Raw genomic sequence first — 26,476 nt, forward strand, 5'->3', positions numbered from 1 at the left:
ATTTACAATGGAAAAATTCGTGAGCACGATGTACGATGCCATTACGCAGGGCATGGAAAAGGAATTTCCCGAGCGCGTGGCCTTCCGTTACTACACCGAGGAGACCGACATGGTGACCACCGTCCTTTTTAAGGAGCTGGCACAGGATGTCCGCCGGACGGTCACCTATCTGCAGAGCACCATCCCGGACGCGAAGGGCAAAAAGGTCTGCCTGCTGAGCAAGAACAGCTACGAGTATGTGGTAAACACCTTCGGCGCGATCATGGCAGGCTGCGTGCTGGTGCCGATGAACCAGCGCAAAAGCTGGGCGGAGATGTCCCACGAGCTGGAGCTGGTGGAGCCCGCCGTCATCCTGACCGACGGCGAGGACTACGGCAGCAAGGAGCAGCTGGAGGCCGCCTACGGCAGTCTGCTGCATCCCATGGACGAGTTCCGCCGCTATGAGCCGGCGGCGGAGCTGCACCCCATCGGTCACGACGACCTGATGGTGCTGATGTTCACCTCCGGCACCACCGGCCTGAGCAAGGGCGTTATGATGAGCGAGCGCAACCTGTTCAGCGCAGGTCAGGTGCTGTGGGCCATCTCCGCACAGCTGGCAGACAAGATCGATCTGACAAAGCCCCTGCCCGGCCACTACATGGTGCTGCCCATGTTCCATCTGGGTGCTTTCATCGACCTGTTCTCCACCACTGTCATGGGCTGGCCGCTGAATCTGGGCAGCGATATCCGCGACTTCTACCGCGATATCCAGAAGATGCCCAGCCAGATCATGTCTGTGGTGCCGATGATCATGAACTCCCTGCACAAGGATGTGATGCGCGGACACCGTGACCGTCTGGGCGATCTGTGGGTGCCCATCGGCTCCTCTGCCATGTTTGACCCGCAGGTGCTGCTGGATATGGTGCACAACGGGATGTTCGTCATCCAGTGCTACGGTGCTACCGAGACCTGCGCCGCCGGCATCATCAACTTTGCACAGGACGAAAAGCACATTGGCGCCGTGGGTCAGGGCAGCGAGTACATGGACTACAAGATCGAGCCGGACGGAGAGCTGTGTATGCGCGGCGACTGCGTGATGATGGGCTACTATAAGGACCCGGAGGGCACCGCAGAGGTCATCGACAAGGACGGCTGGGTGCATACCGGCGACCTTGCCCGGGTGGACGAGGACGGCTACTACTACATCATCGGCCGCAAGAAGAACCTGATCATTCTGGACAGCGGCGAGAACATCAGCCCCGAGGAGCTGGAGGGCATGGTAGAAAAATGTCCCGTCGTACAGGAATGTATCGTAAAAGAACTGGGCAAAAAGATAGGTGTTGTGGTATACTGTGAAAAGGAGCACCAGCAGACCGTGCGGGACTTTGTTACCCAGATGAACCGTACTGTCCCCCTGTACAAGCGCATCGGCGTGGTGGAGTTCAGCGAAACGCCGCTGCCCCGCAACGCTACGGGCAAGCTGGTACGCAAGTAAAACGCAACAGAAAGGAAGCATAATACGATGGAACGTGCAGAAATCATTTCTCAGATCACGGCTATTCTGGAGGATGTCGCAGAGGTATCACCGGAGGATGTGACCGAAAGCAGCGTCCTGATGGACGATCTGGATCTGTCCTCTATGGAGATCCTGACCATTGTGGCAGATCTTGAGGAGACCTTTGGTCTGCGCATCCCGGAAAAGGAGCTGCGCAACTTTGTCACCATGGGTGATCTGGTGGATTATCTGGCAGCAAACGTGGGGTAAAACCAATGGAAACACAACAGCGCTCGACGGAATATAACTTTCAGGGTGTTATGTATTTTTTCCGTCGGGAAAAAGTCCAGTGCCGGTACCAGTTCTCGCTGCGGGATGCGGTGGATCTCACCCTTTTGCAGCGGGCACTGACAACGGCCTTGGCAAGTGCGCCTTATTATACCCAGCGTCTGGTGCAGGAAAAGCGGGAGATGTGGCTGGAGCCCAACACTGAGCCCTGCCTTGTGTACCACGGCAGCACCATGCGCAATATCCCGGAACAGACGAACGGCTACCTGTTCTGCGTCAGCTGCGAAGGGGATACCATCTACTTTGACTGGCATCACTTCCTACTGGACGGCCACGGGGTATCGCCCCTGTTCACCAGCATTCTGGAGCAGTACTGCAACCTGCGTTACGGCACTGCCTTTGCGGTGCAGCAGATCGTGTGCGACCCGCCCTATGATATGGATGCCATGCTGGCAGAGCACCCGCCCGTGGAGGGCGGGAGCGACGCCATCCAGCGGGACGTGGTGCAGACCTACGAGGGTACGCTGCGCCGCACCCGGGTGTGCCTGAGCAAGCAGAGCCTTGTGGAAAAAGCACTGGCAAACAACGCAAAGCCGGTAAGCGCCCTGATGGGTCTGCTGTGCATGGCCATGCGGGAGTATCTGGGCAAGGAGAAGATCCAGTATTCCTACTCCTCCGATACCCGCGATGTGGCTGGTGTGCCGAATGCGCTGTACAACTGCGTATGCAGCTTTGAGCATACGGTGCAGCTGCAAGCTCAGACCCGCCTTGCGGATTTTATATCTGACGTAGATGCAGACATCAAGCGGGACTTGCAGCCGCAATCCAAGCGCCGCCGCATGACCGAGCAGATGGGCTGGGTGTACAAGGTGAATCAGCAAAAAGCCCCCCTGCGCATCAAGCAGCGGGTATTCCAGATGGGCGAGTACATTGGTGGCACTATTTCGGATTTCTGGCTCAGCTATCTGGGCAATCCGCTGATGCCCGCCACCCCGGAGCTGGCACAGTACACCACGGATTTTGGTGTCTGGGTGCCGCCGGATGGCGCATCCGTGGGCGTGGAAGCCGCCAGCCTGAACGGAAAGATCATCCTGTGCATCCACAACAAGGCACCCCACCCGGGTCTGGCCGATATTCTCCGCAAGACCTTTGAAAACGAAGGTGTCACCGTGCTGGAAGCCGCCGATCTGGACTGAGAAGTACATAAAAAAACAAAAAGGATCGCTGCACCTTATGGGTACAGCGATCCTTTTTTCATGCCGCAGCCGGGTCTTTCCTTTTTATCAAATCCCCCAAATTGCCCAACAAAGTTCCGCTTCCGTTCACAAAGGGCGGCGGGAGATGTGCTATACTGGTTCCAGAATTTCCAGTTATGAAAGGAGTTTTGTTTCCATGAGCCAAGCCGCCGCGCAGCAGCCCTCCCGCAAAAAGACCGTGATCTCTCTGCTGGTGCTGCTGGCACTTACCTGCATCATCGTGTTCACTTTTAAGGATCACTGGGCCGAGATCACTGCGGCGCTGGCACAGCTGTCGGTGTGGCAGGTGCTGGCGGTGCTGGCGGTCGGCATCAGCTACCCCCTGCTGGAAGGGTGCGTGGCGTGGGTCATCGTGCGCAGCCGTCTGCCGCAGTTCACCCTGCGGCAGGGGCTGGATGTAGGCTGGTGCGGCACCTTTGGCAACGTGGTCACGCTGGGTGCCGGTGCGGTGCCGGTGCAGCTGTACTACCTGCACAGAGCCGGACTGCCGCTGGGCCCCGGTGCAGGCCTGATGACGTTGGAATACGTTTTCCACAAAAGCACGGTGCTCCTGTATGCCACCGTGATGCTGCTGTTGCAGCGCCGCTGGCTTGCAGCCAACACCACCGGTGTCATGCGCTACCTGCCCATGGCATACGCTGTGGTAGCGGTAATTATCGTAGCGCTGGTGCTGCTGTGCGTCTCGCCGCTGGTGCAGAACCTCGCCCGCTGGCTGCTGGGCTTTCTGCCCAAGACCGAAAAGTGGCAGCAGCGCCGCGCCGACTGGCTGGAACAGCTGGAGGTGCTAAGCACCGAGAGCCGCCGACTGCTGGCAGATAAGCCCCGCTGCCTGAAAATTTTTTCCCTGCAGGCGCTCAAGCTGTTCGGGCTGTTCTGCCTGCCCTACCTGTGCATCCGGTTCATGGGGCTTTCCCCGCTGGGCTTCTGGCAGGTGCAGCTGCTCACCAGCCTGATGCTCTTCGTTTCCAACGCTCTGCCCAACGTAGCCGGGATGGGCTCGATCGAGACCGCCTTTCTGCTGGTGTTCGGCAGCTTTCTGGAGCAGGGCGAGGTGATGAGCGCGCTGATGCTCTACCGCATCGCCAGCTATTATGTGGTATTTGCCGCCAGCGCCGTGGGCTTTTTCATCGCTCAGCGGCATCTGGCGCAAATGGAGCCGCCAAAGGAGGGGTGAGCAGATGAAAAGCTTCCACATTCCCCGCACCGCTTTATTTTTTATCCTGTTTGCACTGGCAGCTTTTGCGGTGCTATACCATCCCATCGACCTGAAAGCACTGGTACGCGCCAGCTCGCAGGGCACGCTCCGCACCGAGGAAGTGGCGCATTTTGGCAGCACAAACGACATGGACTATCACCTCCTCTCCATGGACAGCGAAGAGTTCCAACAAACGGCAGAATTGCTTTCCACCGTCTCCTGCTGCAAAAAGCTGAACCAGAACTATTCTGCCTACACCCACGATACCTTCCCGGTGCAGTCGGTCACCGTCAGCTTTTATGATGATGCCGAAAACCAGAAGTTTCTGCTGACGGTGTACTCCGACGGCGTGTGCATCCTGAACAGCGCCTATGTCAGCGTAAAATACCCCGGCGGCGGCGCAGCGCAGCTGTATGAACAGCTGGCGGGGATGGGGCAGTAAAAAATGATTTTGAATGCCCTCCGCTTATCGGGTTGCGGCACCCAGCATCCGCATCGTGCCTTGGGCGGCACTCGCGTCTTGCTGGCCGCTGCCCCAACAACTCCTCCCTGTTTCCGCCGCTGGCGGCGGTCGTCGTTGCGCTCTGGGCATATTCAGCGGAAAAATTATTTTAATTTCGCGTTTGGAGCGGCCTGCGGGCCGCTCCAAACGCATTTTCACGGGTGGGGTCGTAAAGGCAGATGGCATATTTGTCGTTTACCTCGCATCCCTCTCTGTGAAAGCTGGATTCAGAAACGCCCGCAGGCGTTTCTGAATCCAAAATTTAAAATGAAATTCCTTAATCTATGGCCAAAGCGCACGCGGCGGCCATTTCAAATCGTCCCTCAAGGCCTAGCGCACAGAGGGAGTTTCCTCGCAAAACAAAAATCGGGGCACTCAGGTGGTCAAGCTGAGTGTCCCGTTTTTGTTTTCTTTGCGTCGGCTGTGGTACCAAACACAGCCGGTGCCGCGCCGGAAGCTGCAGAGCAAACCGTGCTGCCGCTTCCCGTAGAAAAGAGAAAGGAATGGAGGAATGGAGCGGAGCGCTTGCAGACGCTCCTTTTTTTCTGGTGCAACGTGGTTAGAATTAGCTAACCACCGCTGCGAGAACAGGATACCACAGACGGTTAGTCTTGTCAACCCTTAATTTGCAAATTTTTTCGCAAAGTTGCCGCGCCGCCGGGGTTTCGGCGGTTTTTCTACATTCTGCCCAAAGAATAGCCTTTCCGCTGGAAGAAAACCCACTTGTTTTCTATTGCTTTTTAAAGTGGTTCTTGCTATTATAGTAACGCAAGATTTTGTGGGCAGGTTTTTATTTTTGTCTACACCTTGTAGTAAGGGCTGCCGCAGCCGGCAGCGCAAGACCGTTTCGCCCCCAGAAAACCGCCCAGACAGAGCGGTTTTTCAAAGGCTCATTAGTTAGAAAACGCTAACTGCGTAATGGAGCAAGGAGGTTCCAATGATCCAGTTTGAACAGTGGGAAGGCTTTGAAGGCCGCATCTGGAAGGAAGAGGTCAATGTGCGTGACTTCATCCAGAAAAACTACACCCCCTATAACGGCGACGAAAGCTTTCTGGCAGGCCCCACCGAGGCTACCGATAAGCTTTGGGGTGCTTTGCAGCAGCTGCAGAAGGCCGAGCGCGCCAAGGGCGGCGTGCTGGATATGGAGACCGAGGTGGTCAGCAGCCTGACCTCCTACGGCCCCGGCTATATTGACGAAAACCTGAAGGATCTGGAGCAGATCGTTGGCTTACAGACCGACAAGCCCCTCAAGCGCGCCTTTATGCCCTACGGCGGCATCAAGATGGCAGAGCAGGCCTGCACCACCTACGGCTACCAGCCCTCTGCCGAGCTGCACAAGATCTTTACTGACTACACCCGCACCCACAATCAGGCCGTGTTCGATGCCTACACCCCGGAGATGAAGAAGGCACGCCACACCCACATCATCACCGGTCTGCCGGACACCTATGGCCGCGGCCGCATCGTGGGCGACTACCGCCGCGTTGCCCTGTACGGCATCGACGCCCTGATCCAGTTCAAGCAGGAGGATCTTGCCAACTGCGGCGACGGCACCATGACCGATGACGTCATCCGTCTTCGCGAGGAGATCGCCCGCCAGATCAGCGCCCTGAAGGGCATGAAGAAGATGGCCGAAGCCTACGGCTACGACATCTCCCAGCCCGCCAAGGACGCCAAGGAAGCCTGCCAGTGGCTGTACTTCGGCTATCTGGCCGCCATCAAGACCCAGAACGGCGCTGCCATGAGCGTGGGCCGCATCTCCACCTTCCTTGATATTTATATCCAGCGCGATCTGGACAAGGGCATTCTGACCGAAAGTCAGGCACAGGAGCTCATCGACCACATGGTCATGAAGTTCCGCATGGTCAAGTTCGCCCGCATCCCCAGCTACAACCAGCTGTTCTCCGGCGACCCCGTGTGGGCGACGCTGGAAGTGGGCGGCATCGGCATGGACGGCCGCAGCATGGTCACCAAGAACTGCTACCGCTTCCTGCACACGCTGGAGAACATGGGCCCCGCACCGGAGCCCAACCTGACCGTGCTGTACTCCTCTGCCCTGCCGGAGGCCTTTAAGAAGTACGCCGCCAAGGTGTCCGTCAACACCAGCAGCGTCCAGTACGAGAACGATGACGTGATGAAGCCCGTCTGGGGCGATGATTACTCCATCTGCTGCTGCGTGTCTGCCACCCAGACCGGCAAGGAGATGCAGTTCTTCGGCGCACGCGCTAACCTTGCCAAGTGCCTGCTGTACGCCATCAACGGCGGTGTGGACGAGAAGAGCCACGAGCAGTGCGGCCCCAACTACGCCCCCATCACCAGCGAGTACCTGACCTATGACGAGGTGCTGCCCAAGTATGTGCAGATGTTGGACTGGCTGGCAGGGCTGTACGTCAACGTGCTGAACCTCATCCAGTATATGCACGACAAGTATTACTATGAGGAAGCCGAGATGGCACTCATCGACACCGATGTGCGCCGCACCTTTGCCACCGGCATTGCAGGCTTCTCCCACGTCATCGACTCCCTGAGCGCCATCAAGTACGCCAAGGTGAAGGTGGTGCGCGATGAAAACGGCCTTGCCACCGGCTTTGAGACCGAGGGCGACTTCCCCAAGTACGGCAACGATGACGACCGTGCCGACGAGATCGGCGTGTGGCTGCTCAAGACCTTCCTTGAGATGATCAAGAAGCGCCACACCTACCGCAACTCCGAGGCTACCACCTCCATCCTGACCATCACCTCCAACGTGGTGTACGGCAAGTACACCGGCGCTCTGCCGGACGGCCGCGCCGCCTTTACCCCGTTTGCCCCCGGCGCTACCCCCAGCTACGGCGCAGAGCAGAACGGCCTGCTGGCATCGCTGAACTCGGTGGCAAAGCTGCCCTACCACTGGGCACTGGACGGCATCTCCAACACCCAGACCATCAACCCTGAAGCGCTGGGTCACAGCGAGGGCGAGCGCGTGGAGAATCTGGTGCAGGTACTGGACGGCTACTTTGATCAGGGCGCACACCACCTGAACGTGAACGTCTTTGGCAAGGAGAAGCTGCTGGATGCCATGGAGCACCCTGAAAAGGAAGAATACGCCAACTTCACCATCCGCGTTTCCGGCTACGCCGTCAAGTTCATCGACCTGACCCGCGAGCAGCAGCTGGACGTGCTGGCCCGTACCTGCCATGGCGTCCTGTAAGACCCTTGGGTACGTCCACTCGCTGGAATCCTTCGGCTCGGTGGACGGCCCCGGCGTGCGCTTTGTGGTGTTTTTGCAGGGGTGTGCCCTGCGGTGCAAGTACTGCCACAACCCCGAAACATGGGCAGAGGGCGGCGAAGCGTGGACGGCAGAAGCGCTGTTCCAGCGGGTATACCGCTACCGCAACTACTGGGGCAAAAAGGGCGGCATCACGGTCAGCGGCGGCGAGCCGCTGCGGCAGATGGACTTCCTGACCGCGTTCTTCACGCTGGCGCACGCCAAGGGCGTGCACACGGCGCTGGACACCGCCGGGCAGCCTTTCCGTCCGGACGACCCGGCGTATCTTGCCGCATTTGACCGTCTGATGGCTAACACCAGTCTGGTGATCTTAGACCTCAAGGAGATCGACCCGGAGCGCCACCGGCAGCTCACCGGCAAAGACAACACCAACATTCTTGCCATGGCGCGCCGCATCTCCGACCTCGGCATCCCGCTGTGGGTGCGGCACGTCCTTGTGCCCGGGCTGACCGACGATGAGGAAGGGCTGCGCAAAACGGCAGACTTCATCCGCAGCCTGAAAACGGTACAGCGGGTGGAGGTGCTGCCCTACCACACCTTGGGGCTGTTCAAGTGGCAGAAGCTGGGCATCCCCTATCCCCTGCCGGACGCTGTGCCGCCCACCGCAGAGCAGGTAAAGCGGGCAGAAGAACTGCTGGAAGTGAGCCGGTATCCCGGGTAAAGCGCCACCGTTTTGATTGCGCTCCGCTTCGCTCTGCGCAAGTTCAGCGGAAAAAATATCTATGATTTCGGACTCCCGGAGCGTCTGCGGACGCTCCGGGAGTCCATTTTCACGGGAAGGGTCGCAGCGGCAAGCGACATTTGCAGCGCCGCTTCCTTCGGAAGCGCGGCGCTGCGGAAAAATCTTGCGATGCCGTTTGCCTTTACAGCCCCTCCCGGTTCTTCGTTCCTCCTTGACTTCCCTGCACCGCACCGCTATAATAAAGGGGTAAAAGGATAAATGCGTTTATCCGGGCAGAGTAGCGCCGCACACCGTCTGCGCAGAGAGAACAGGCCGCTGGCTGGAAGCCTGTTTGCAGACCGCCGCGCAAAGTGCGCCCGGACAGCACGCGGCGGGAACCCCTGCGGGGAAGTATCGCCGTGCGGTGCGCCGCCGTTACCGGTTTTGAGCGACAAACAGAAGTGGAACCGCGATTTTGATTTTAAAACCGCCTTCGGAGCTGTGCTGCGTGCACTGCTCCGGGGGCGTTTTGTTTTGCGGCTTCTGTTTGGAACAAAAAGGAGAATTGACCATGCAGATCTTCAACACCTTGACCCGACAGAAGGAAGAATTTGTGCCGCAGGTGCCCGGCGAGTACCGCATCTACGTCTGCGGCCCCACCGTGTACAACTATATCCACATCGGCAACGCACGCCCGCTGATCGTGTTCGACACCCTGCGCCGCTATCTGGAATACCGGGGCAACAAGGTGATCTACGTTTCCAACATCACCGATATCGATGATAAGCTCATCAAGAAGGGACAGGAAGAGGGCACCTCCATGAAGGAGGTGGCACAGCGCTTTGAAGCCGAGTACCTGAAGGATGCCGCCGGTCTGAACTGCGAAAAGCCCACCGTACAGCCCCGCGCCACCGAGCATATCCCCCAGATCCTGGATATCGTCAAGGATCTGATCGACTCCGGCCACGCCTACGTTGCCAAGAACGGCGATGTGTACTTCCGGGTGAAGAGCGACCCCGGCTACGGCAAGCTGAGCCACCTGAATCTGGACGATCTGGAAAGCGGCAACCGCGAGCTGCGCAGCCGCATGGAGGACGATTTGAAGGAAGATCCCGCCGACTTTGCCGTCTGGAAGGCCGCAAAGCCCGGTGAGCCCGCATGGGAAAGCCCCTACGGCATGGGCCGCCCGGGCTGGCACATCGAGTGCAGCGCCATGAGCCGCACCCATCTGGGCAAGACCATCGACCTGCATTGCGGCGGTCAGGATCTGATCTTCCCCCACCACGAAAACGAGATCGCCCAGAGCGAGTGCGCCAACGGCTGCGAGTTTGCCCGCTACTGGATGCACAACGGTTTCATCAACGTGGACAACCAGAAAATGTCCAAGAGCCTGCACAACTTCTTTACCGTGCGGGATGTGGCAAACCTCTACGGCTACGAGCCCATCCGCTATTTCATGCTGACCGCCGGCTACCGGATGCCCCTGAACTACACCGTGGACCTCATCGAAAGCTGCAAGAACAGTCTGGAGCGCCTGTACACCTGCCGCGAGAATCTGGACTTTGCCCTGAGCAAGACCGACTTCGGCACCGACGAGACTTTGAAGGAAAAGGCCGCCGAGGCACGCACCAAGTTCTGCACCGCCATGGACGACGACCTGAACACCCCGGATGCGCTGGCTTCCGTGTTCGATCTGGTCAAGGAGATCAACACCCTATCCGCCGCTTCCAGCAAGGCTGCACTGGAGACCGCTGCCGCCGCCTTTGACGAGATCACCGGTGTGCTGGGTCTGCTGTACAACCGCAAGAAGGACGAGGTGCCCGCCGAGGTGACCGAACTGGTGGAAAAGCGCGCTGCCGCCAAGAAGGCCAAGGACTGGGCCACTGCAGACGCCATCCGCGCACAGCTGACCGAGCTGGGCTGGGCTGTCAAGGACACCGCACAGGGTCCCCAGCTGAGCAAGCTGTAAACCCCGGCGCCGCAAGCGCGCTGTAACAAAAAAGAGGACGCCGCACGAAGCGGTGTCCTCTTTTTGCTGCTTATGATATTGTCAGGATCAGTGGCCGCAGCTCTCGCAGTGCTCACAATCCTCTTCCAGCTTGCCCACGATGGGTTCCGGATCGATGCCCTGACGGCGGTAGTAGTCGGACAGAGCAGCCTTGACAGCCTGCTCCGCCAGAACAGAGCAGTGCACCTTGACCGGAGGCAGACCTTCCAGAGCCTCCACAACGGCCTTGTTGGTCAGCTTCAGCGCCTCGTCCACGGTCTTGCCCTTGATCAGGTCGGTGGCCATGCTGCTGGTGGCAATGGCTGCGCCGCAGCCAAAGGTGAGGAACTTGACGTCCACGATCACATTATTCTCGATCTTCAGGTACATCCGCATGATGTCGCCGCACTTGGGGTTGCCCACTTCACCCACGCCGTTTGCGTCGGGCAGCTCACCTACGTTGTGCGGATTTGCGAAATGCTCCATGACCTTGGCACTATACATACTTGCCATAATTACTGCTCTCCCTTCAGGCTGAACTGGCGGGCCTTGTTCTGACCCTGCAGCCACATACAACTCATAGCGCGGCGGCGGGGGATGACCTCCTCCAGCACGTCACACAGATATTTTGCTTCCTCCATGGTATTCTGCGGGCCAAAGGTGAACCGCATGGAACCGTGGCCGATCTCCTCCGGCAGGCCGATGCTCAGCAGCACATGGCTGGGGTCCAGGCTGTCGGAGTTGCAGGCAGAGCCGGTAGAGGCGCAGATGCCGTGCATATCCAGATCCAGCAGAATGGTCTCGCCCTCCAGACCCGGGAAGCTGATGTTCACATTGTTGGGCAGACGGGGGCTGCGGCCGCCGTTCAGGCGGGCTTCCGGGATGTTCTTGAGGATGCGGTCGATGACGTAATCGCGCAGCTCGCTCTCGTGGGCCATGCGCTCTTCCAGATGCGTGGTGGCCATTTCCAGTGCCTTGCCCATACCGGCGATACCGGCCACGTTCTCGGTGCCTGCACGGTGGCGGGCTTCCTGACTGCCACCGTCGATCAGGTTCTGGGGCCATACGCCCTTGCGGCAGTACAGTGCACCCATGCCCTTGGGGCCGTTGAACTTGTGGGCGCTCATGGACAGCATATCCACGCCCAGCTCCTTCACGTCCACAGGGATGGCACCCACAGCCTGCACGGCATCGGTGTGCATCCACACGCCATGCTTGTGGGCGATCTCGGCGATCTCCTTGATGGGCTGGATGGTGCCGATCTCGTTGTTGGCCATCATGATGCTGACCAGTGCGGTGTCGGGACGGATGGCGGCTTCCACGTCCTCGGGGCGGATGTAGCCCTCGGAGGTGGGGCGGATATAGGTCACCTCAAAGCCCATGCGCTCCAGTGCAGCCATGCTGTGCATGATGGCGTGGTGCTCGAAAGCGCTGGTGATGAGGTGTTTTTTGTTCTGGCGTGCCTTGGTAAAGGCGGTGCCCTTTACGGCCCAGTTGTCGGCCTCGGAGCCACAGCTGGTAAAGAAGAGCTCAGCCGGACTTGCATTGATGGCCTTTGCCACCTGCGCACGGCCGGTGTCCACGAATTCCTTGGCCTCGTAGCCCACACTGTAATGGCTGCTGGGGTTGCCGCAGGCACCGCTGAGCGCCTGCACCATTACCTCCAGCACCTCCGGTGCACAGGCTGTGGTGGCAGCATTATCTACATAAACCACTTTTTCTGTGTTTTCCATAAGAATGACCCTTTCTCATTGAATGCGTGTGCCACAGGGCGGCACCCCCGCACGCACACGCGGAATCCTTTCAACGGATAAGTTATACCATATCATTCCCTAGTATGTCAATAGGAATACTGGAATTCCCGGTTCAAAAGCAATTTTTTGCGCCCGCAAAGCCGGAAAGAACCATTATTTGCCTTTTCCGGTCAGCTTGCCCAGCGCCACCTTCCACTTGGGGTAGCCCCAGCGCTTATCCTCGGCAAAGTCGTCTGCCAGCTTCCACGGGAACACCCCACCGTCAAAGTACAGATTGCCGGCTTCATCCACCCGGTCCAGCTTTTTGGGCAGATAGCTCTCGTCGTAATAGCTCTTGCGGCGGTCCGGCAGCACCCAGTGCAGGGTACCGTCCTCGTCCATGCCGGACGCCCACACGCCGAACACAAAGGTGGCGGCTTCGCCGTAGCAGTGCTGCTCAAAGCGGATAGCGCCATCATAGTAGAACTTGATGACCTCCAGCGTGCCGGATTCCTTTTTGCCGTCCCGACCTAAAGTAGGGCGGTAATCCTGCTGGTAACGGCAGCCGCAGTGGCTGCCCGCGAACTCTTTTGCATGGAACGACATGGCATGGTTTCCTTTCTGTTGTAGTTTTGCGCTTCTTATTATAATAAGCGGCTTTTTGGCGGGACGATTTGGAATATCCTCCGCTGCGCTCTGGATATTTTTAGCGGAATTGGATTTTTTATTTGAGCATCTGAAAAGCCTGCGGGCTTTTCAGATGCTCTTTTTCACGAGTGGAGGGCGCCGGTTTTCTAAGCCCCTTTTGTGAAAATGCGTTTGGAGCGGCCCGCAGGCCGCGACAAACGCGAAATAAAAATAAATTTTCCGCTATTTATGCCCAGAGCGTAAGCGGAGGGCATTTCAATGGTTTTCCTTAAAAATGCCCCTCAAAATCGCCCTCGATCTCGTAGGGCCAGCTTAAAATGCCGCCGAGGTCCCGCAGGTCGGTGTAGCCAAGGGCTTCCAGCTTCTGCACGGCATCGGCGCTGCGGCGTCCGGTGCGGCAGTACACCAGCCACAGGGCGTTTTTGTCCGGCAGCACCTCGGCGGCGCGGTCGGTGACCTGTCCCAGCGGCAGCAGCTTTGCCCCGGGGATGTGCCCCACGGCGTATTCGTCCGGCTCGCGCACATCCACAGCTACGGCCTTGCCGGAATCCAGCAGACGGATGGCGTCTGCGGCGGTGATCTTCTCTGTCATACTCTCACTCCTCAAAGATAGGTTCTGTTCCATCCTATGATAACAGACCTTTTTTGTTTGCACAAGAGGTTTCTCCTTTGCAAAATCCGAGTAACGTGCTATACTATGAAATACAGCAAGGAGAGGACGACCATGAAATTTTCCACCAAGAGCCGCTACGCCCTGCGCCTGATGGCGGAGCTGGCGCGCTATGCGCCGGGCACCACCGTCAGCCTGAAGGAGATCAGCGAGCGGCAGAACCTGAGCCTGAAATATCTGGAGCAGATCGTCACCCCGCTGGCGCGGGTGGGGCTGGTCAAGAGCGAGCGGGGCAGTCAGGGCGGCTACCGCCTGACAAAAGACCCTGCCGACTACACCGCCGGCGAGATCCTGCGCGCCATCGAGGGCAGCGTAGCGCCCATTCCGTGCCTTGGCAGCGTGACCAACGAGTGTCCCATGTCCGAGCAGTGCTTCACACTGCCGTTCTGGGCGGGGCTGGACGAGGTGATCAACCAGTATATCGACAGCGTCACACTGGAACAGCTGGCAAGCCAGCTGCCCGCACCGGATTCCGCCGCGCAGGAGAGCTGCTGCAGCTGCGGCGGCACAAAAAATGAGAAATAAGTAAAAATAAGGCTTGACATTCCCCTTTGCATCGGCTATAATAATCAAGCATTCAGCGAATGCATATAGGGGTATAGCTCAGCTGGTAGAGCAGCGGTCTCCAAAACCGCGTGCCGTGAGTTCGAAACTTACTACCCCTGCCATGACGCACAGGTTCTTCGGAACTTGTGCGTTTTGTTTTTAGTAAAACTCCCCCAGTCTCGCTGCGCTCGACAGCCCCCTCTAAGATGGGGCCTTTGGCGCGCCCGGAAACTTTACCGCCACCGCCAAAAGCCGTCCCCTTGGGGAAGGTGGCTGCGACCAAAGGGAGCAGACGGAAGGGGTCTTTACCCCCTTCTGCAAAAAATTGCATTTTCTGCAAATTTGTGCTTGACAACAGGCCGACTTTTCGATATAATAGAGCACGTTCCCGCGGTAAGACGCCGCACGAACTTGAGCGATCATGGCCCGGTAGCTCAGTTGGTTAGAGCACCAGCCTGTCACGCTGGGGGTCGTCGGTTCGAGCCCGATCCGGGTCGCCATTTGCTGCTATAGCTCAGTTGGTAGAGCGCATCCTTGGTAAGGATGAGGTCTCCAGTTCGAATCTGGATAGCAGCTCCAAAGGCAAACACCTCGAAGTCTCAGGACTTCGGGGTGTTTTTTGTTTATCCTTTCAGCCGCACCGCAAAAATACCGCCGCACAGCTGTGCGGCGGTATTTTTCATTCTTCCCCATCGGGGATATTTTCTGCGTCCAGCAGATACTCGATCTCGGTCTGCTGCTCCATCTGCTGCACTGTCCAGTCCAGCTGCACAGCGCCGCTCAGGTCCAGCGAATAGTCCTCGGTATACAGCAGACTGCCGGTGTTCAGGCTGCTTTCTGCCGGGCTGCGGGCATCCCATGCAAAGTGCAGCTTTTCCGGCGGCACGGTGCACTGCTTTGCCAGTGCGGTCAGGGTGTAGCAGTCCCGGGCAAAGGCGGCGGCGCTGTCGTAAGGGCCAAACAGCTCCACGGTCAGGGTCAGGCAGGTATCCCCGGCGGGCAGGGCGGCGGCCTGCTGCAAAGTCTCGACCTGCGGGCCGCTCAGGTACAGCCAGCCGCTGATGTTCTGGATGGCGATGTCCTGCGCGTCCTGCTTGCAGGCGGAGTACAGTTCATCAATGGCCTGTGTGCTCAGGCGGTTCATGGTCTGCTGATTTTCGCCGCTCACTTCGTCCCACAGCAGGGGCAGCATCGCCATGCAGAAGCAGCCCGCCATCAGCACCAGACAGACCAGCACGGACACAAAATCGTACTTCCAGCGGCCGGGGCGGGCGGCAAAGAAGAGCACCTCGCACCCCAGCAGCACCAGCGCCACCGCCGGGGCAATTTTCAGGGTCAGCTGCACATCAAAGCCCGGCACAAAGAAATACAGCAGAAAGAACACGCCCGCCGCAATGAGACACGCGCCCAAGGTCAGGCTGCCCACCCGGCGCAGGGGCTTTTCTGCGGGTTTCTGCTCCGGCGGGGGCACACTGCCCGGCTGTGCCGTCAAAGGGGTCTTATTCTGCTCGGTCATCGTCATCCTCCGCAGGGGTTTCGTTCTGTTCTGCGCCGGTCACCGGCTCGCCCAGCAGTGCCGAAAGCTCCGGCATAGCAAAATGGGTGTCCGTGTCTGCGGTGTCCTCTGCATCCTCTGCATCCTCTGCATCCTCTGCCTGCGGCGCAGCCGTGTAGGCGTGGAAGTCCTCGGGTTCCTCCTCGGCGGGCTGCTTGCCCTTTTTGTTTTTCGGGCCGCGCACCAGCCACATACCGCACACGATCAGCGCCACGCAGACCACGATCTGCGGCAGGGCGTCCAGCATCAGGTAGATGGCGCGGAAAACCGGGTTATCCTGTCCCCAGCGCCACATCACATCGCCCAGCACCCGCATGATGATGTTGTTGTAGAACACGATGGCGCCCAGTGCAATCAGCCCCCAGCCCACCAGCTTGTGGCTTTCGCCCATGAACTGGGTCATGCGGGCATCGTGCCAATTAAAGTGCACCAGATAATCGTCCTCCGGGGCTTTTTCCGCCGCCAGCTGCGCGCGGAGGTTCAAGGTATCGAAAAAGCTGTACATATACACAACGATGCAGCCGACTACCAGTGCGTTCAGCCCTATGGTGTCGCCTGCCATAATAAATAGGCAGAACATGGTGATGAGCGAGAGCCCCCGCTTCATATAGCCCTGATACATCTGCCCCGCACCGGGGATGCAGGCAAACAGCAGGGTCAGGATCCCGTTTTTCTTCATAATCAGTTCCCTCATTTCTCAGTGGTGTCTGCACTGTGGTGCAAAAGCGCATCCAGTGCGTCGGATAGTTTTTCAGTCAGCTGTTTTTTGTCCTCTATGGGCTTGCCCAGCGGGGCGGTGGATGGCTGCGGGGCTTTGTCGTTCACCGGCTTGCCCAGCAGCTCCGGTTCGGTCTGCTGAGTAGTCTGCGGCAGCCATGTGTTCAGCTGCTGCCCGGTGTGCAGGATCTGTTCCAGTGTACCGGCACGCCACATGGTCAGCGCCAGCACGGCGGCTACGGTCGCCACGGCGGCGCGTCCCCATGTGTTCTGCATCAGCCGTATCCAGATGGTGCCCATCACCGCGCCCCGGGCGGAGCGCGGCGGCTGCTCCAGCACATCATCGGTCAGCAGGGCGGTGTAGCGGTCCATGCAGCGGTCGCAATAGGCAAGGTGCTCGGCGGCTTCCAGCCGCTGCGTTTCGTCCAATTGCCCGCCGACCAGTGCCTGTAAGCCTTCCTCGCTCAGACAGCCTTTTGCGTCAAACAGTTCCATGTACGCTCCTCCTTTCACAGGGTATGCGCTCGTTTTGCAAAATCTGCTGCGCCAGCATCTTTTTGGCGCGGTAGACCTGCGCTTCCACCGTTTTGGGCGGTCGGCCGCACAGTCTTGCAGCTTCGGCCATGGTGTGCTGTTCCAGCAGCACCAGACGGCAGGGCGTGCAGTAGGGCTCGCGCAGGTTTAAGATCATCCCGGTAAGCTCTTCCTCGCCCAGCACTTCCAGCACCTGCTGTTCCGGCTGCATACCGGGCGGCGCGCCCTCCAGCGCCAGCACCTCGTCGCCGGGGGTGTTCATCTTGCGCACCCATGCGCTGCGCAGATAGTCCTTGGCTTTGTTGGCGGCGATGCGCGCCAGCCACTGCTTTTCAAAGCCGGGCGGGCAGCGGTCGATGGCCCGCCACGCCGCCAGAAAAGTCTCCTGCGTCAGGTCCTGCGCTTCCTGCACATCCGGCACCAGCTGGTGGCAGACCGTGTACACGAGCGCCTGATATTTCTGCACCATCGTGCTGAATTCCTGTGTTGTCAACGCGCTACACGGCCTCCTTTCCGGTTCTGGATGCGGTGCTCTGCGCCGCCCTTCTGTCTTTAATACGAGAGAGCGACGGCAGTTCCTGCAAAAAACTAAAATATTTTCAAACTTTTTCTTCTTCCACAGATATGGTACAATAGCAGTATAGCACACAGGGAGGATTTACGCCATGGCTTCTACCACCCGTCAGGCGCTTTTACAGGCGCTCAGCGCCGCCGAGGGCGCGTATATTTCCGGCCAGCAGCTGGCGCAGCAGCTGGGGGTCAGCCGCGCCGCCGTGCACAAGGCGGCGGCGGCGCTTACCGCGCAGGGCTATGCGCTGGAAGCCGCCTCCCGCCGGGGGTACCGTCTGCTGGGCGGCGACCCCTTCTGCGCCGAAGCGGTCGGCCCCTACCCCGCCCCGGTGCAGCTGTACGACACGCTGGAAAGCACCAACCGCACCGCAAAGCTGCTGGCGCTGGAAGGCGCTGCCCACGGCACGCTGGTGCTGGCGGGCGGGCAGACCGCCGGGCGCGGGCGGCTGGGACGCAGCTTTGCCAGCCCAGCGGGCAAGGGGGTGTACTGTTCGGTGGTGCTGCGCCCGCCGCTGCCTGCCGCCAACGCCCAGACCGCCACTATCGGCGCAGCGGTGGCGGTGTGCCGGGCGGTGCGGACGCTGTGCGGGCTGGAACTTGCCATCAAGTGGGTGAACGACCTATATTACAAGGGCAAAAAGGTGTGCGGCATCCTGACCGAAGCCGGTACTGACCTTGAAAGCGGCCAGCTGGAATGGCTGGTGGTGGGCATTGGGCTGAACCTGACCGCCACGGCTGAGGACTTTCCCCCGGAGCTGACCGCCAAAGCAGGCAGCTTATACCCCGGCGGCCCTGCCCCGGTAAGCCGGGCGGCGCTGGCGGGTGCCATCGGGCGAGAGCTGTTAGCGCTGTGCCCGGGTTTTGAATGTCTGGACGAGTACCGCGCCCGCTGCTTTGTGCCCGGCCACTGGGTGACCGTATGCACCGGCACCGAGACCTACGCCGCACAGGCGCTTTCTATCGACGGCACCGGGCGGCTGGTGGTGCAGCGGGAGGGTGGGCGCACCGAAGCGCTGCGCTGCGGCGAAGTGACTATCCGTCCTACCAAAACAGATTGACCGGCAGCACCGTCATCCCCCGATGCGGTACATATCCCGGGTCACCGGGATATCAAGGCAGTCCCACGGGTGGAAGGGATGCTGCAGGGGCTTGCTGCGGACAGCCGCCCGGATGGCTTCCAGCAGCTGCACATCCGATGCGCCGCCGCGCAGCATTTCTCCCAGCTCTACGCCTTCCTCGCTGGCCAGACAGGGCCGCAGGAAGCCGGAGGCCGACAGCCGCACCCGGTTGCAGCGGGTGCAGAAAGGCTCTTTGCCGTGCACCGGGCTGATAAAGCCCACACTGCCCGCCCAGCCGGGGTTTGTGTAGTATACCGCCGGCCCGTCCCCAAAAGCGGCGCTCTGCGCCGGGGGCAGGCTGTACAGCCGGGGATAATCCTGCCGCAGCTGCTGCAGGATCTCGCTGTTGGGGATGCCCAGTTCCTGCAGTTCCCGGGCGCAGCCCACGGGCATCAGCTCCAGAAACCGCAGCCGGACGGGGAAAAAACGGACATACCGCCGGACGAGCCAGCGGTAGTCCTGCTCATTATAGCCCCGCAGCGCCATATAGTTGAGCTTGAGCGGGATGCCGCAGAACATGGCATCCTCAAAAGCCTGCTTCACGGCGGCGTGCTGCGGCGGCGTAAGGCGGGAGATGCGCTTGTTCCGTGTATAGCTCAGGCTGTTCAGGCTCAGATTGATGCCGTCCAGCCCGGCTTCCTTCAGCGCCGGCAGCTGCGCCGACAGCAGAGTGCCGTTGGTGGTCAGGGTCACCTTGCGGATGCCGGGCACAGCCTTGAGCCGGGCGGTCAGCTGCGGTACGCCGGCGCGCAGCAAAGGCTCGCCGCCGGTCAGCCGCAGGGTATCGATGCCGCAGGCGGCAAACAGCTGCACCAGATGCAGCAGCTCTGCATCGGTAAGCTCCTGCGGCGGCAGCGCGGCAGGCTCCTGCGGGCGGCAGTAGCAGCAGCGCAGGTTGCAGCTCTCGGTCAGCGAGAGCCGCAGGCAATGGATATCACGGTTTGCCTGATCATACATAGCTTTGGTCTCCTTGCGCCCCGTCTGCGGGGCTGTTTTTATGCCTGCCGGATGCCGGATGAAAAAAGCCCCTGTCCGCCTTGCAGACAGGGGCTTTTCAATCAACCCTCGGTAAAGTATTCCGGGTGGACGCTGCGGGCCTGCTCCACCGAAAGCTTATAGCGGTTCAGGTGGCTTTCCAGCGCTTCGCCAAGCTCTTCGGCGGTGCCGTGCAGCACCATTTCCAGAATGCGGGTGTGCGCATCGCAGACGGACTTGTTCTCGTTGGTCTGCAGGCTGAACTTGCGGATGCGCTCCACGTGCTGCAGCTCGCCGAGCATATGGTCAAAATGTGCTTCCATGCCGGTGATCTCAAACGCCTTGCGGTGGAACTGGTTGTCCAGCTCCAGCAGGCGGGTCTCCCGGTTCGGCTGGGTCTGGTCGGCCTCCAGCAGGCGGTAGTTCTCAATGATCTGCCGATACTCCTGCTCCTGCTGGTCGGTCAGATGGCCGCGCACCCGGTTCAGGATCTCTTTTTCAAGGGTAAAACGGGCAAACTGCTCCAGCTCCATCCGCTTCAGGTCGATAGGGGCCACATGGGTGCCGCTCTGGGGCTTGATGTCCACCATGTGGGCAATGTTAAGCATGATCAGCGCTTCCCGCATGGGGGTGCGGCTGATGCCCATCTGCTCCGCAAGCTCCCTGTCGTTCAGGGGGTCGCCGGGCTTCAGCTCCATGGTGATGATCCGGCTTCGGATGGTCTGATACGCCTGTTCCCTCGCACTCAAAGATGCCATTGCAGTGTTCTCCCTTCGGGGTCAGTTGGTGATATATTAGTATATGACCATATTACCCAACTGCCGGGCAACTGTCAATAGCAGGAGCAACCGAAAATCAAGGGCAATTTTTTGCTATTTTGTTCAATGAAGTGCCCGCACCCGGCGGTACGCCACCGGCAGCCACACAAAAGCCACTGCCAAGCCGCAGGCCACGTCAATGACCGAGTGCTGCTTGGTGAACACGGTGGACAGGCAGATCAGCGCCGCCCAAACCCATGCCAGCGCCTTGCGCAGGGGCTTGCCCTCTGCCAGCTTACTGTGGCTGAAGGCCATTGCCATGCAGGCAGAACTCTGGCAGTGGATGGAGGGACAGACGTTCACGGCGGCGTCCGCTTTCCACAGCAGCTGCATGATCCGCAGCGCCGGGTTATCCCTGCCAAGGGTCTCCACAGCGGGGCGCAGCTCCAGCCCGTTGGGCAGGATCATGTACACGATCAGGCAGAAGGTCATGCCGGAAAACATGGTCAGGCAAAGCTTATCGTAGCTGGCGGTATCGCACCACCACAGTGCCGCCGTCACCCCCGCCAGCAGCAAAAACCAGCTGCAATAGGGGAGCACGAACCACTCGTTGAAGGGGATCAGATCGTCCAGCGGACTGTGAATGATATATTTCGGGGCGGTAACGGTGAGATCCAGCCAGAAGAACCAGATCAGGTACACCACCCAGTACAGCTGGTACCACAGGTGCGGGCGGCACCGGCTGCGCAATTGGCTAAGCTTCATGTCGTTTCTCCTATTTTTTATGTGAATTGACGTGCTATTATAGCACATTCCGTCCACTTGCGCAATTGCCGCCCCTGCGATACAATAAAAATAAGCTGGATCTTATTATAAAAGGAGTACCCTATGCCACAACAATTTCCCGCCATCCGTCTGGTCGCACTGGATCTGGACGGCACTCTGCTGAACCGCGAGGGACACGTCACTCCCCGCACCCGCGCCGCATTGCAGGCCGCCGTGGACAAGGGCGTGTACATCGTACCCGCCACCGGCCGTCCGCTGGCCAGCCTGCCGCCGGAGGTGGCGCAGCTGCCCGGCATCCGCTACGTCATCACCTGCAACGGTGCCGCCGTGTGGGACTTGGGCGCAGACCCCGTGGGCGCAGTGTACAGCCGCTATTCCAACGCGAAAGAGCACCGCACCAGCACCCCGGTCTGCCTGCTGCACAGCCTGATGCCGGTGGAGACTGCCCGCGAAGCCTTTGCCGTCTGCGAAAGCTTCCACGCCGACCTGCGCATTTTTTCGGACGGATACGCCTGCACCGATGCCCGCAGCATTGCGCTGGCCGCTGCCCGGGCAGCAAAGAAGGACGGCACCGAAGCGTGCCAGCCCAACGATGGCCGCTTTACCATCCTGCGGGACGCAGCCGAGTGGATGAGCCGCAACGCCTTTGCCATTGAAAAGCTCTGCGTGTTTTTTGAAAACCCGCAGCAGGCTGCGGCTGCCTTGCCCCGCTTTTACGCCGTCCCGGGCGTGGAGATCGTGCAGGGATCGCCGAAAAATGTGGAGGTGACCGCCGCCGGTGTGGACAAGGGCGAAGCGCTGCGCGCGCTGGCAGACCGGCTGGGCGTCCCGCACGAAAGTACCCTTGCGGTGGGCGACAGTGAGAACGACCGCGCCATGCTGCAAAAGGCAGGGGTCGCCGCTGTAATGGCCAACGGAATGCCGGAAATTCAGGCGCTGGCGCGCCTTGTCAGCAAGGCCGACTGCGACCACGACGGCGTGGCAGAGATACTGGAAACCCTTGGCATCTGAGCCAGTTTTTACAGCAATTTCACAGCATTTTCACTGGGTTTTGCCCCGATTTTTCGGGTCGTTCGTCATTTTTGTGCAATGTATACAAGCTATTATGCCAAACATTGTGCTTGTTGAGTATTACCAAAGACGGGCTGTTCGTTTATACTAGTATCATAAGCGCGTATGGGGGTATTGCGCCCACAGGAGCAAACCCGACGCACCGAGAGAGTTCAAATATAAAAGGAGAAATGCGTTATGAATCCCATCGTAGAAAAGGTCTATCAGATCGGCATTATCCCTGTTATCGCTTTTAACAGCGTTGATGAGGCCCTGCCCCTGTGCAAGGCTCTGGCTGAGGGCGGTCTGCCCGCAGCCGAGGTCACCTTCCGCACTGCCTGTGCTGAAGAGTGCATCCGCAAGATCCACGAGGAGATGCCCGAGATGCTGCTGGGCGCCGGCACCGTTCTGACCTGCGAGCAGGCTGACCGTGCTATGGCTGCCGGTGCTTCCTTCATCGTTGCTCCCGGCTTCGACCCCGAGGTCTGCAAGCACGTCATCGACAAGGGCGGCATCATGATGCCCGGCACCTGCTCCGCAGGCGAGATGCAGCAGGCCATGAACATGGGCTGCGAGGCTCTGAAGTTCTTCCCCGCCGAGGCAAACGGCGGCGTGGGTATGCTGAAGAACATCGGCGCTGCCCTGAAGGGCGCTCGCTGGATGTGCACCGGCGGCGTCAACGCCAAGAACGTCAATGATTATCTGGGCTACGACCAGATCTTTGCCGTGGGCGGCACCTGGATGTGCAAGAGCGACGTGATCAAGGCCGGCGACTGGGCAAAGATCACCGCACAGAGCAAGGAAGCTGTTGACACCATGCTGGGCCTGAAGCTGCTGCACGTCGGCATCAACACCGACAACGAGGAAGAGGCCATGAAGGTAGCTAACCTCATCAGCGCAATGCTGAACATGAAGGTCGCTCCCGGCAACTCCAGCATCTTTGTTGGCAACAAGGAGTTCGAGATCATGAAGAAGCCCGGCCGCGGCACCAATGGCCACATCGCCATCGGCTGCAACAACGTGGATCGCGCCATCTACCACCTGTCTCAGCGCGGCGTGAAGTTCGATCTGGACAGCAAGAACGTGAAGAACGGCAAGACCGTTGCCTGCTACATGGCAGACGAGATCGCCGGCTTTGCCTTCCATCTGGTGCAGGCATAAGCGCCTGTCCCCTTTTACCGTAAAAGCCCCGCCGCACCGGGTACGCCCTGCGGCGGGATGATGAAACACCTGATATAAAGGAGAATAACCAATGAAAGTCGTTACTTTTGGCGAACTGATGGTCCGTCTGCAGCCCTTCAACTACGAGCGTTTCGTTCAGGCTAACAGCCTGGAGTTCACCTTCGGCGGCGGCGAGGCTAACGTTGCTGTTTCTCTGGCCAACTACGGTCTGGACGCAGCCTTCGTCACCAAGCTGCCCGCACACGCCATCGGTCAGGCCGCTGTCAACAGCCTGCGCCGCTACGGCGTCGATACCAGCATGATCACCCGCGGCGGTGACCGTGTGGGCATCTACTACAACGAGAAGGGCGCTTCTCAGCGTGGTTCCGTCTGCATCTACGACCGTGCCAACAGCGCTATCCAGCTGGCTCAGCCTTCCGACTTTGATTGGGATAAGATCTTCGAGGGCGTGGATTGGTTCCACTTCACCGGCATCACCCCGGCTCTGGGCGAGAATGTTGTCGAGATCTGCCGCGAGGCCTGCAAGGCTGCTAAGGCTCACGGCGTGAAGATCAGCTGCGACCTGAACTACCGCGGCAAGCTGTGGACCCGTGAGCAGGCCCGCGCTGCCATGACCGATCTGTGCCAGTACGTTGACGTCTGCATCTCCAACGAGGAGGACGCAAAGGACGTGTTCGGCATCGAGGCCGAGGCTACCGATATCTACGGCGGCAAGCTGAACGCTGAGGGCTACAAGAGCGTTGCCAAGCAGCTGGCTGACAAGTTCCACTTCGAGAAGGTCGCTATCACCCTGCGTGAGAGCCACAGCGCATTCGACAACGGCTGGAGCGCTATGCTGTACGATGTTGCTTCGGGCGAGTACTGCTTCTCCAAGAAGTACGACCTGCACATCATCGACCGCGTTGGCGGCGGCGACTCCTTCGGCGGCGGCCTGATCTACAGCCTGCTGACCGGCAAGAGCACTCAGGAGGCTGTCGAGTTCGCAGTTGCAGCTTCCGCTCTGAAGCACTCCATCGAGGGCGACTACAACATGATGACCGTGTCCGAGGTCGAGAAGCTGGCCGGCGGCGACGGTTCCGGCCGTATCCAGCGCTAAGAGCAGGAGGGAGTCCGCTATGGATATCCGTTATTCCTGCAACCAGAAGGATTTCAAGCGCTATACCACCGAGGAAATGCGGGACGAGATGCTGATCACCGGCCTGTACAAGGCTGATGAGGTGGTGGCTGTTTACAGCCATGTGGACCGTATGGTCACGCTGGGCTGTATGCCGGTGCACGAGACCGTGTCCATCGACAAGGGCATCGACATCTGGGCCAACTTCGGCACCCACTACTTCCTGGAGCGCCGCGAGATCGGTATGTTCAATATCGGCAAGGATTCCACCGGCATCGTGGTGGCTGACGGCGTAAAGTACGAGCTGGGCTATAAGGACTGCTTGTACATCACGCAGGGCACCAAGGAAGTCACCTTTGCTTCCGCCGACCCGGAGCATCCCGCCAAGTTCTACATGGTCTCTGCTCCGGCACACTGCGCTTACCAGACCCGTCTGATCAAGATGGCTGATGCAAACCACCGCCCGCTGGGCAGCGTGGACACCTGCAACAAGCGTACCATCAACCAGTTCATCCACCCGGATGTGCTGAAGACCTGCCAGCTGAGCATGGGTATGACCGAGCTTGCACCGGGTTCCAACTGGAACACGATGCCCAGCCACACCCACGAGCGGCGCATGGAGATCTATACCTACTTTGAACTGCCCGAGGGGCAGGTGGTGTTCCATATGTGCGGCGAGCCTACCCAGACCCGCCACATCGTGATGCACAACGAGGATGCTGTCATCAGCCCCTCCTGGAGCATTCACAGCGGCGTAGGCACCTCGAACTATACGTTTATCTGGGCAATGGGCGGCGAGAACATGGAGTTTGACGACATGGACAACATCGCTACCACTGACCTGCGCTAAAAGCACCAATCAAACGCCCCGTACCGGGAAACCGGTACGGGGCGTTTTGCTAAAAAATTAACTTGGATACTGTGAAAAAAGGAGAACATCATGGATCTGTCTGCATTTAACCTGCAGGGCAAGGTAGCCCTGATCACCGGCGGTGCCCACGGCATCGGTTTTTCCATTGCAGAGGGCATGGCCAAGTGCGGCGCAACCATCTGCTTCAACTGCTCCTCTGAGGCCAGCTTGGAAAAGGGCATGGCCGCCTACAAGGCTGCCGGCATCGACGCCCACGGCTATGTGGCAGACGTTTCCGACGAGGACGCCGTGAACGCCATGGTGGCAAAGATCAAGGCCGAGGTCGGCTCTGTGGATATTCTGGTGAACAACGCCGGCCTGATGAAGCGCGTGCCCATGATCGAGATGAGCCACGCCGACTTTATGCGGGTGATCGACGTCCATGTGGGCGGTGCCTTCAACTGCTCCAAGGCCGTGCTGCCCGACATGATGGAAAAGCGCGAGGGCAAGATCATCAACATCTGCTCCATGATGAGCGAGCTGGGCCGCGAGACCGTCTCTGCCTACGCCGCTGCCAAGGGTGCATTGAAGATGCTGACCAAGAACATCGCCTCTGAGTACGGCGAGTACAACATCCAGTGCAACGGCATGGGCCCCGGCTACATTGCCACCGCCCAGACCGCTCCCCTGCGCGAGATCCAGCCGGACGGCAGCCGTCACCCCTTCGACCAGTTCATCGTTGCCAAGACCCCCGCAGGCCGCTGGGGTGACCCGGAGGACATGGTCGGCCCCTGCGTGTTCCTTGCCAGCCACGCATCCGACTTTGTGAACGGCCAGATCCTCTACGCCGACGGCGGCATTCTGGCCTATATCGGCCGCCAGCCTAAGTAAATCCTGAAAAAATCCCCCCGGCGCTGCTCGCCGGGGGGATTTTTATAGGAAAATTAGACTATTTTAAATGCGCTCCGCTTCTTCCGGATTGCAACAAAGTCAACTCCCCCAGTCATCGCTACGCGATGCCAGCCCCCTCTGGGATGGG

26 protein-coding genes and 3 tRNA genes are annotated in these 26,476 nt (G+C 59.5%); 18 read left to right on the forward strand and 11 right to left on the reverse strand.

Annotated features, from left to right (window positions below; translation table 11 throughout):
- The first annotated feature begins 7 nt into the window (after positions 1–7).
- The 8 genes from WMO20_RS03990 to cysS all read left to right on the forward strand — a co-directional run bounded on the left by WMO20_RS03990 (position 8) and on the right by cysS (position 10,613).
- A complete protein-coding gene (locus tag WMO20_RS03990; RefSeq protein WP_349185925.1) occupies positions 8–1,474 on the forward strand; it encodes a class I adenylate-forming enzyme family protein in 1,467 nt (488 codons plus the stop codon).
- A 27-nt stretch (positions 1,475–1,501) separates the two neighbouring features.
- Complete coding sequence (locus WMO20_RS03995) at positions 1,502–1,744, forward strand: acyl carrier protein (protein ID WP_005922973.1); 243 nt, start codon at positions 1,502–1,504, stop codon at positions 1,742–1,744.
- 50 nt (positions 1,745–1,794) lie between these two features.
- The gene (locus WMO20_RS04000) at positions 1,795–2,958 is read left to right on the forward strand and encodes a hypothetical protein (RefSeq protein ID WP_349185926.1); all 1,164 of its coding nucleotides are present in this window, start codon (positions 1,795–1,797) and stop codon (positions 2,956–2,958) included.
- Positions 2,959–3,154: 196 nt separating this feature from the next.
- A complete protein-coding gene (locus WMO20_RS04005) occupies positions 3,155–4,192 on the forward strand; it encodes a lysylphosphatidylglycerol synthase transmembrane domain-containing protein (RefSeq protein ID WP_349185928.1) in 1,038 nt (345 codons plus the stop codon).
- A gap of 4 nt (positions 4,193–4,196) precedes the next feature.
- Positions 4,197–4,655, forward strand: coding sequence for a hypothetical protein (locus WMO20_RS04010; RefSeq protein WP_349185929.1), 459 nt, complete (start codon positions 4,197–4,199; stop codon positions 4,653–4,655).
- A 997-nt stretch (positions 4,656–5,652) separates the two neighbouring features.
- Entirely contained in the window at positions 5,653–7,905 is a 2,253-nt protein-coding gene (pflB, locus tag WMO20_RS04015) for a formate C-acetyltransferase (protein ID WP_215674334.1), read from the forward strand.
- A complete protein-coding gene (gene pflA / locus WMO20_RS04020; RefSeq protein WP_349185930.1) occupies positions 7,892–8,644 on the forward strand; it encodes a pyruvate formate-lyase-activating protein in 753 nt (250 codons plus the stop codon). Before pflB ends, pflA begins: the two co-directional genes overlap by 14 nt.
- Positions 8,645–9,215: 571 nt before the next feature.
- The gene (cysS, locus tag WMO20_RS04025) at positions 9,216–10,613 is read left to right on the forward strand and encodes a cysteine--tRNA ligase (RefSeq protein ID WP_215674338.1); all 1,398 of its coding nucleotides are present in this window, start codon (positions 9,216–9,218) and stop codon (positions 10,611–10,613) included.
- An 87-nt stretch (positions 10,614–10,700) separates the two neighbouring features.
- On the opposite strand, the gene nifU is transcribed toward cysS, so the two are convergent.
- From nifU to WMO20_RS04045, 4 genes are all read right to left on the reverse strand, one after another.
- Entirely contained in the window at positions 10,701–11,144 is a 444-nt protein-coding gene (nifU, locus tag WMO20_RS04030) for a Fe-S cluster assembly scaffold protein NifU (RefSeq protein ID WP_005922938.1), read from the reverse strand.
- Positions 11,145–11,146: 2 nt separating this feature from the next.
- Positions 11,147–12,364, reverse strand: a complete 1,218-nt coding sequence (locus WMO20_RS04035; protein WP_349185931.1) for a cysteine desulfurase family protein — start codon at positions 12,362–12,364, stop codon at positions 11,147–11,149.
- A gap of 174 nt (positions 12,365–12,538) precedes the next feature.
- A complete protein-coding gene (locus WMO20_RS04040; protein ID WP_112090788.1) occupies positions 12,539–12,970 on the reverse strand; it encodes a hypothetical protein in 432 nt (143 codons plus the stop codon).
- Positions 12,971–13,280: 310 nt separating this feature from the next.
- A complete protein-coding gene (locus WMO20_RS04045; RefSeq protein ID WP_112090787.1) occupies positions 13,281–13,604 on the reverse strand; it encodes a rhodanese-like domain-containing protein in 324 nt (107 codons plus the stop codon).
- 132 nt (positions 13,605–13,736) lie between these two features.
- Here WMO20_RS04045 and WMO20_RS04050 point away from each other — a divergent pair, with 132 nt between their 5' ends.
- From WMO20_RS04050 to WMO20_RS04065, 4 genes are all read left to right on the forward strand, one after another.
- Positions 13,737–14,207, forward strand: coding sequence for an RrF2 family transcriptional regulator (locus WMO20_RS04050; RefSeq protein ID WP_097782970.1), 471 nt, complete (start codon positions 13,737–13,739; stop codon positions 14,205–14,207).
- 67 nt (positions 14,208–14,274) lie between these two features.
- Positions 14,275–14,350: transfer RNA gene (locus WMO20_RS04055), tRNA-Trp, on the forward strand.
- Positions 14,351–14,651: 301 nt separating this feature from the next.
- Positions 14,652–14,728 (forward strand) — tRNA-Asp (locus WMO20_RS04060).
- Positions 14,729–14,731: 3 nt separating this feature from the next.
- Positions 14,732–14,807: transfer RNA gene (locus WMO20_RS04065), tRNA-Thr, on the forward strand.
- A gap of 100 nt (positions 14,808–14,907) precedes the next feature.
- On the opposite strand, the gene WMO20_RS04070 is transcribed toward WMO20_RS04065, so the two are convergent.
- From WMO20_RS04070 to WMO20_RS04085, 4 genes are read right to left on the reverse strand one after another with little or no spacing between them, the layout of a single operon-like run.
- Positions 14,908–15,744, reverse strand: a complete 837-nt coding sequence (locus WMO20_RS04070) for a hypothetical protein (RefSeq protein WP_349185932.1) — start codon at positions 15,742–15,744, stop codon at positions 14,908–14,910.
- On the reverse strand, positions 15,728–16,462 hold the full coding sequence (locus tag WMO20_RS04075; protein ID WP_349185933.1) for a hypothetical protein: 735 nt from the start codon (positions 16,460–16,462) through the stop codon (positions 15,728–15,730). Before WMO20_RS04075 ends, WMO20_RS04070 begins: the two co-directional genes overlap by 17 nt.
- A gap of 11 nt (positions 16,463–16,473) precedes the next feature.
- A complete protein-coding gene (locus WMO20_RS04080; protein ID WP_154265413.1) occupies positions 16,474–16,995 on the reverse strand; it encodes an anti-sigma factor in 522 nt (173 codons plus the stop codon).
- Positions 16,982–17,527, reverse strand: a complete 546-nt coding sequence (locus tag WMO20_RS04085) for an RNA polymerase sigma factor (protein ID WP_349185934.1) — start codon at positions 17,525–17,527, stop codon at positions 16,982–16,984. The genes WMO20_RS04080 and WMO20_RS04085 overlap by 14 nt, the downstream gene beginning before the upstream one ends.
- A 172-nt stretch (positions 17,528–17,699) precedes the next feature.
- On the opposite strand from WMO20_RS04085, the gene WMO20_RS04090 reads away from it, so the two are divergent.
- A complete protein-coding gene (locus WMO20_RS04090) occupies positions 17,700–18,662 on the forward strand; it encodes a biotin--[acetyl-CoA-carboxylase] ligase (RefSeq protein ID WP_349185935.1) in 963 nt (320 codons plus the stop codon).
- Positions 18,663–18,674: 12 nt separating this feature from the next.
- Here the strand turns inward: WMO20_RS04090 and WMO20_RS04095 are convergent, their stop codons facing one another.
- The 3 genes from WMO20_RS04095 to WMO20_RS04105 form a co-directional block, all read right to left on the reverse strand.
- A complete protein-coding gene (locus tag WMO20_RS04095) occupies positions 18,675–19,679 on the reverse strand; it encodes a GTP 3',8-cyclase MoaA (protein ID WP_316545143.1) in 1,005 nt (334 codons plus the stop codon).
- 101 nt (positions 19,680–19,780) lie between these two features.
- Positions 19,781–20,455: a GntR family transcriptional regulator gene (locus tag WMO20_RS04100; protein ID WP_112090780.1), complete on the reverse strand. Its 675-nt coding sequence runs from the start codon at positions 20,453–20,455 to the stop codon at positions 19,781–19,783.
- Between the two features lie 123 nt (positions 20,456–20,578).
- Positions 20,579–21,220, reverse strand: a complete 642-nt coding sequence (locus WMO20_RS04105) for a phosphatase PAP2 family protein (protein ID WP_349185936.1) — start codon at positions 21,218–21,220, stop codon at positions 20,579–20,581.
- Positions 21,221–21,343: 123 nt separating this feature from the next.
- Here WMO20_RS04105 and WMO20_RS04110 point away from each other — a divergent pair, with 123 nt between their 5' ends.
- The 5 genes from WMO20_RS04110 to WMO20_RS04130 all read left to right on the forward strand — a co-directional run bounded on the left by WMO20_RS04110 (position 21,344) and on the right by WMO20_RS04130 (position 26,328).
- Positions 21,344–22,252: a Cof-type HAD-IIB family hydrolase gene (locus WMO20_RS04110; RefSeq protein ID WP_349185937.1), complete on the forward strand. Its 909-nt coding sequence runs from the start codon at positions 21,344–21,346 to the stop codon at positions 22,250–22,252.
- 237 nt (positions 22,253–22,489) lie between these two features.
- Positions 22,490–23,452 carry a bifunctional 4-hydroxy-2-oxoglutarate aldolase/2-dehydro-3-deoxy-phosphogluconate aldolase gene (gene eda / locus WMO20_RS04115; protein ID WP_223450827.1) on the forward strand — a complete coding sequence of 321 codons (963 nt, stop codon included), beginning with the start codon at positions 22,490–22,492 and terminating at the stop codon, positions 23,450–23,452.
- A 91-nt stretch (positions 23,453–23,543) separates the two neighbouring features.
- Positions 23,544–24,569 (forward strand): sugar kinase, encoded by a 1,026-nt coding sequence (locus WMO20_RS04120; RefSeq protein ID WP_112090776.1) that lies wholly within the window; start codon positions 23,544–23,546, stop codon positions 24,567–24,569.
- Positions 24,570–24,588: 19 nt separating this feature from the next.
- Positions 24,589–25,437, forward strand: coding sequence for a 5-dehydro-4-deoxy-D-glucuronate isomerase (kduI, locus tag WMO20_RS04125; RefSeq protein ID WP_005921078.1), 849 nt, complete (start codon positions 24,589–24,591; stop codon positions 25,435–25,437).
- A 90-nt stretch (positions 25,438–25,527) separates the two neighbouring features.
- Positions 25,528–26,328 carry a gluconate 5-dehydrogenase gene (locus WMO20_RS04130; protein WP_349185938.1) on the forward strand — a complete coding sequence of 267 codons (801 nt, stop codon included), beginning with the start codon at positions 25,528–25,530 and terminating at the stop codon, positions 26,326–26,328.
- The last annotated feature ends 148 nt before the right edge of the window (positions 26,329–26,476 follow it).

The organism is Faecalibacterium intestinale, assembly GCF_040096575.1.
GTDB classification, from domain to species: domain Bacteria; phylum Bacillota; class Clostridia; order Oscillospirales; family Ruminococcaceae; genus Faecalibacterium; species Faecalibacterium intestinale.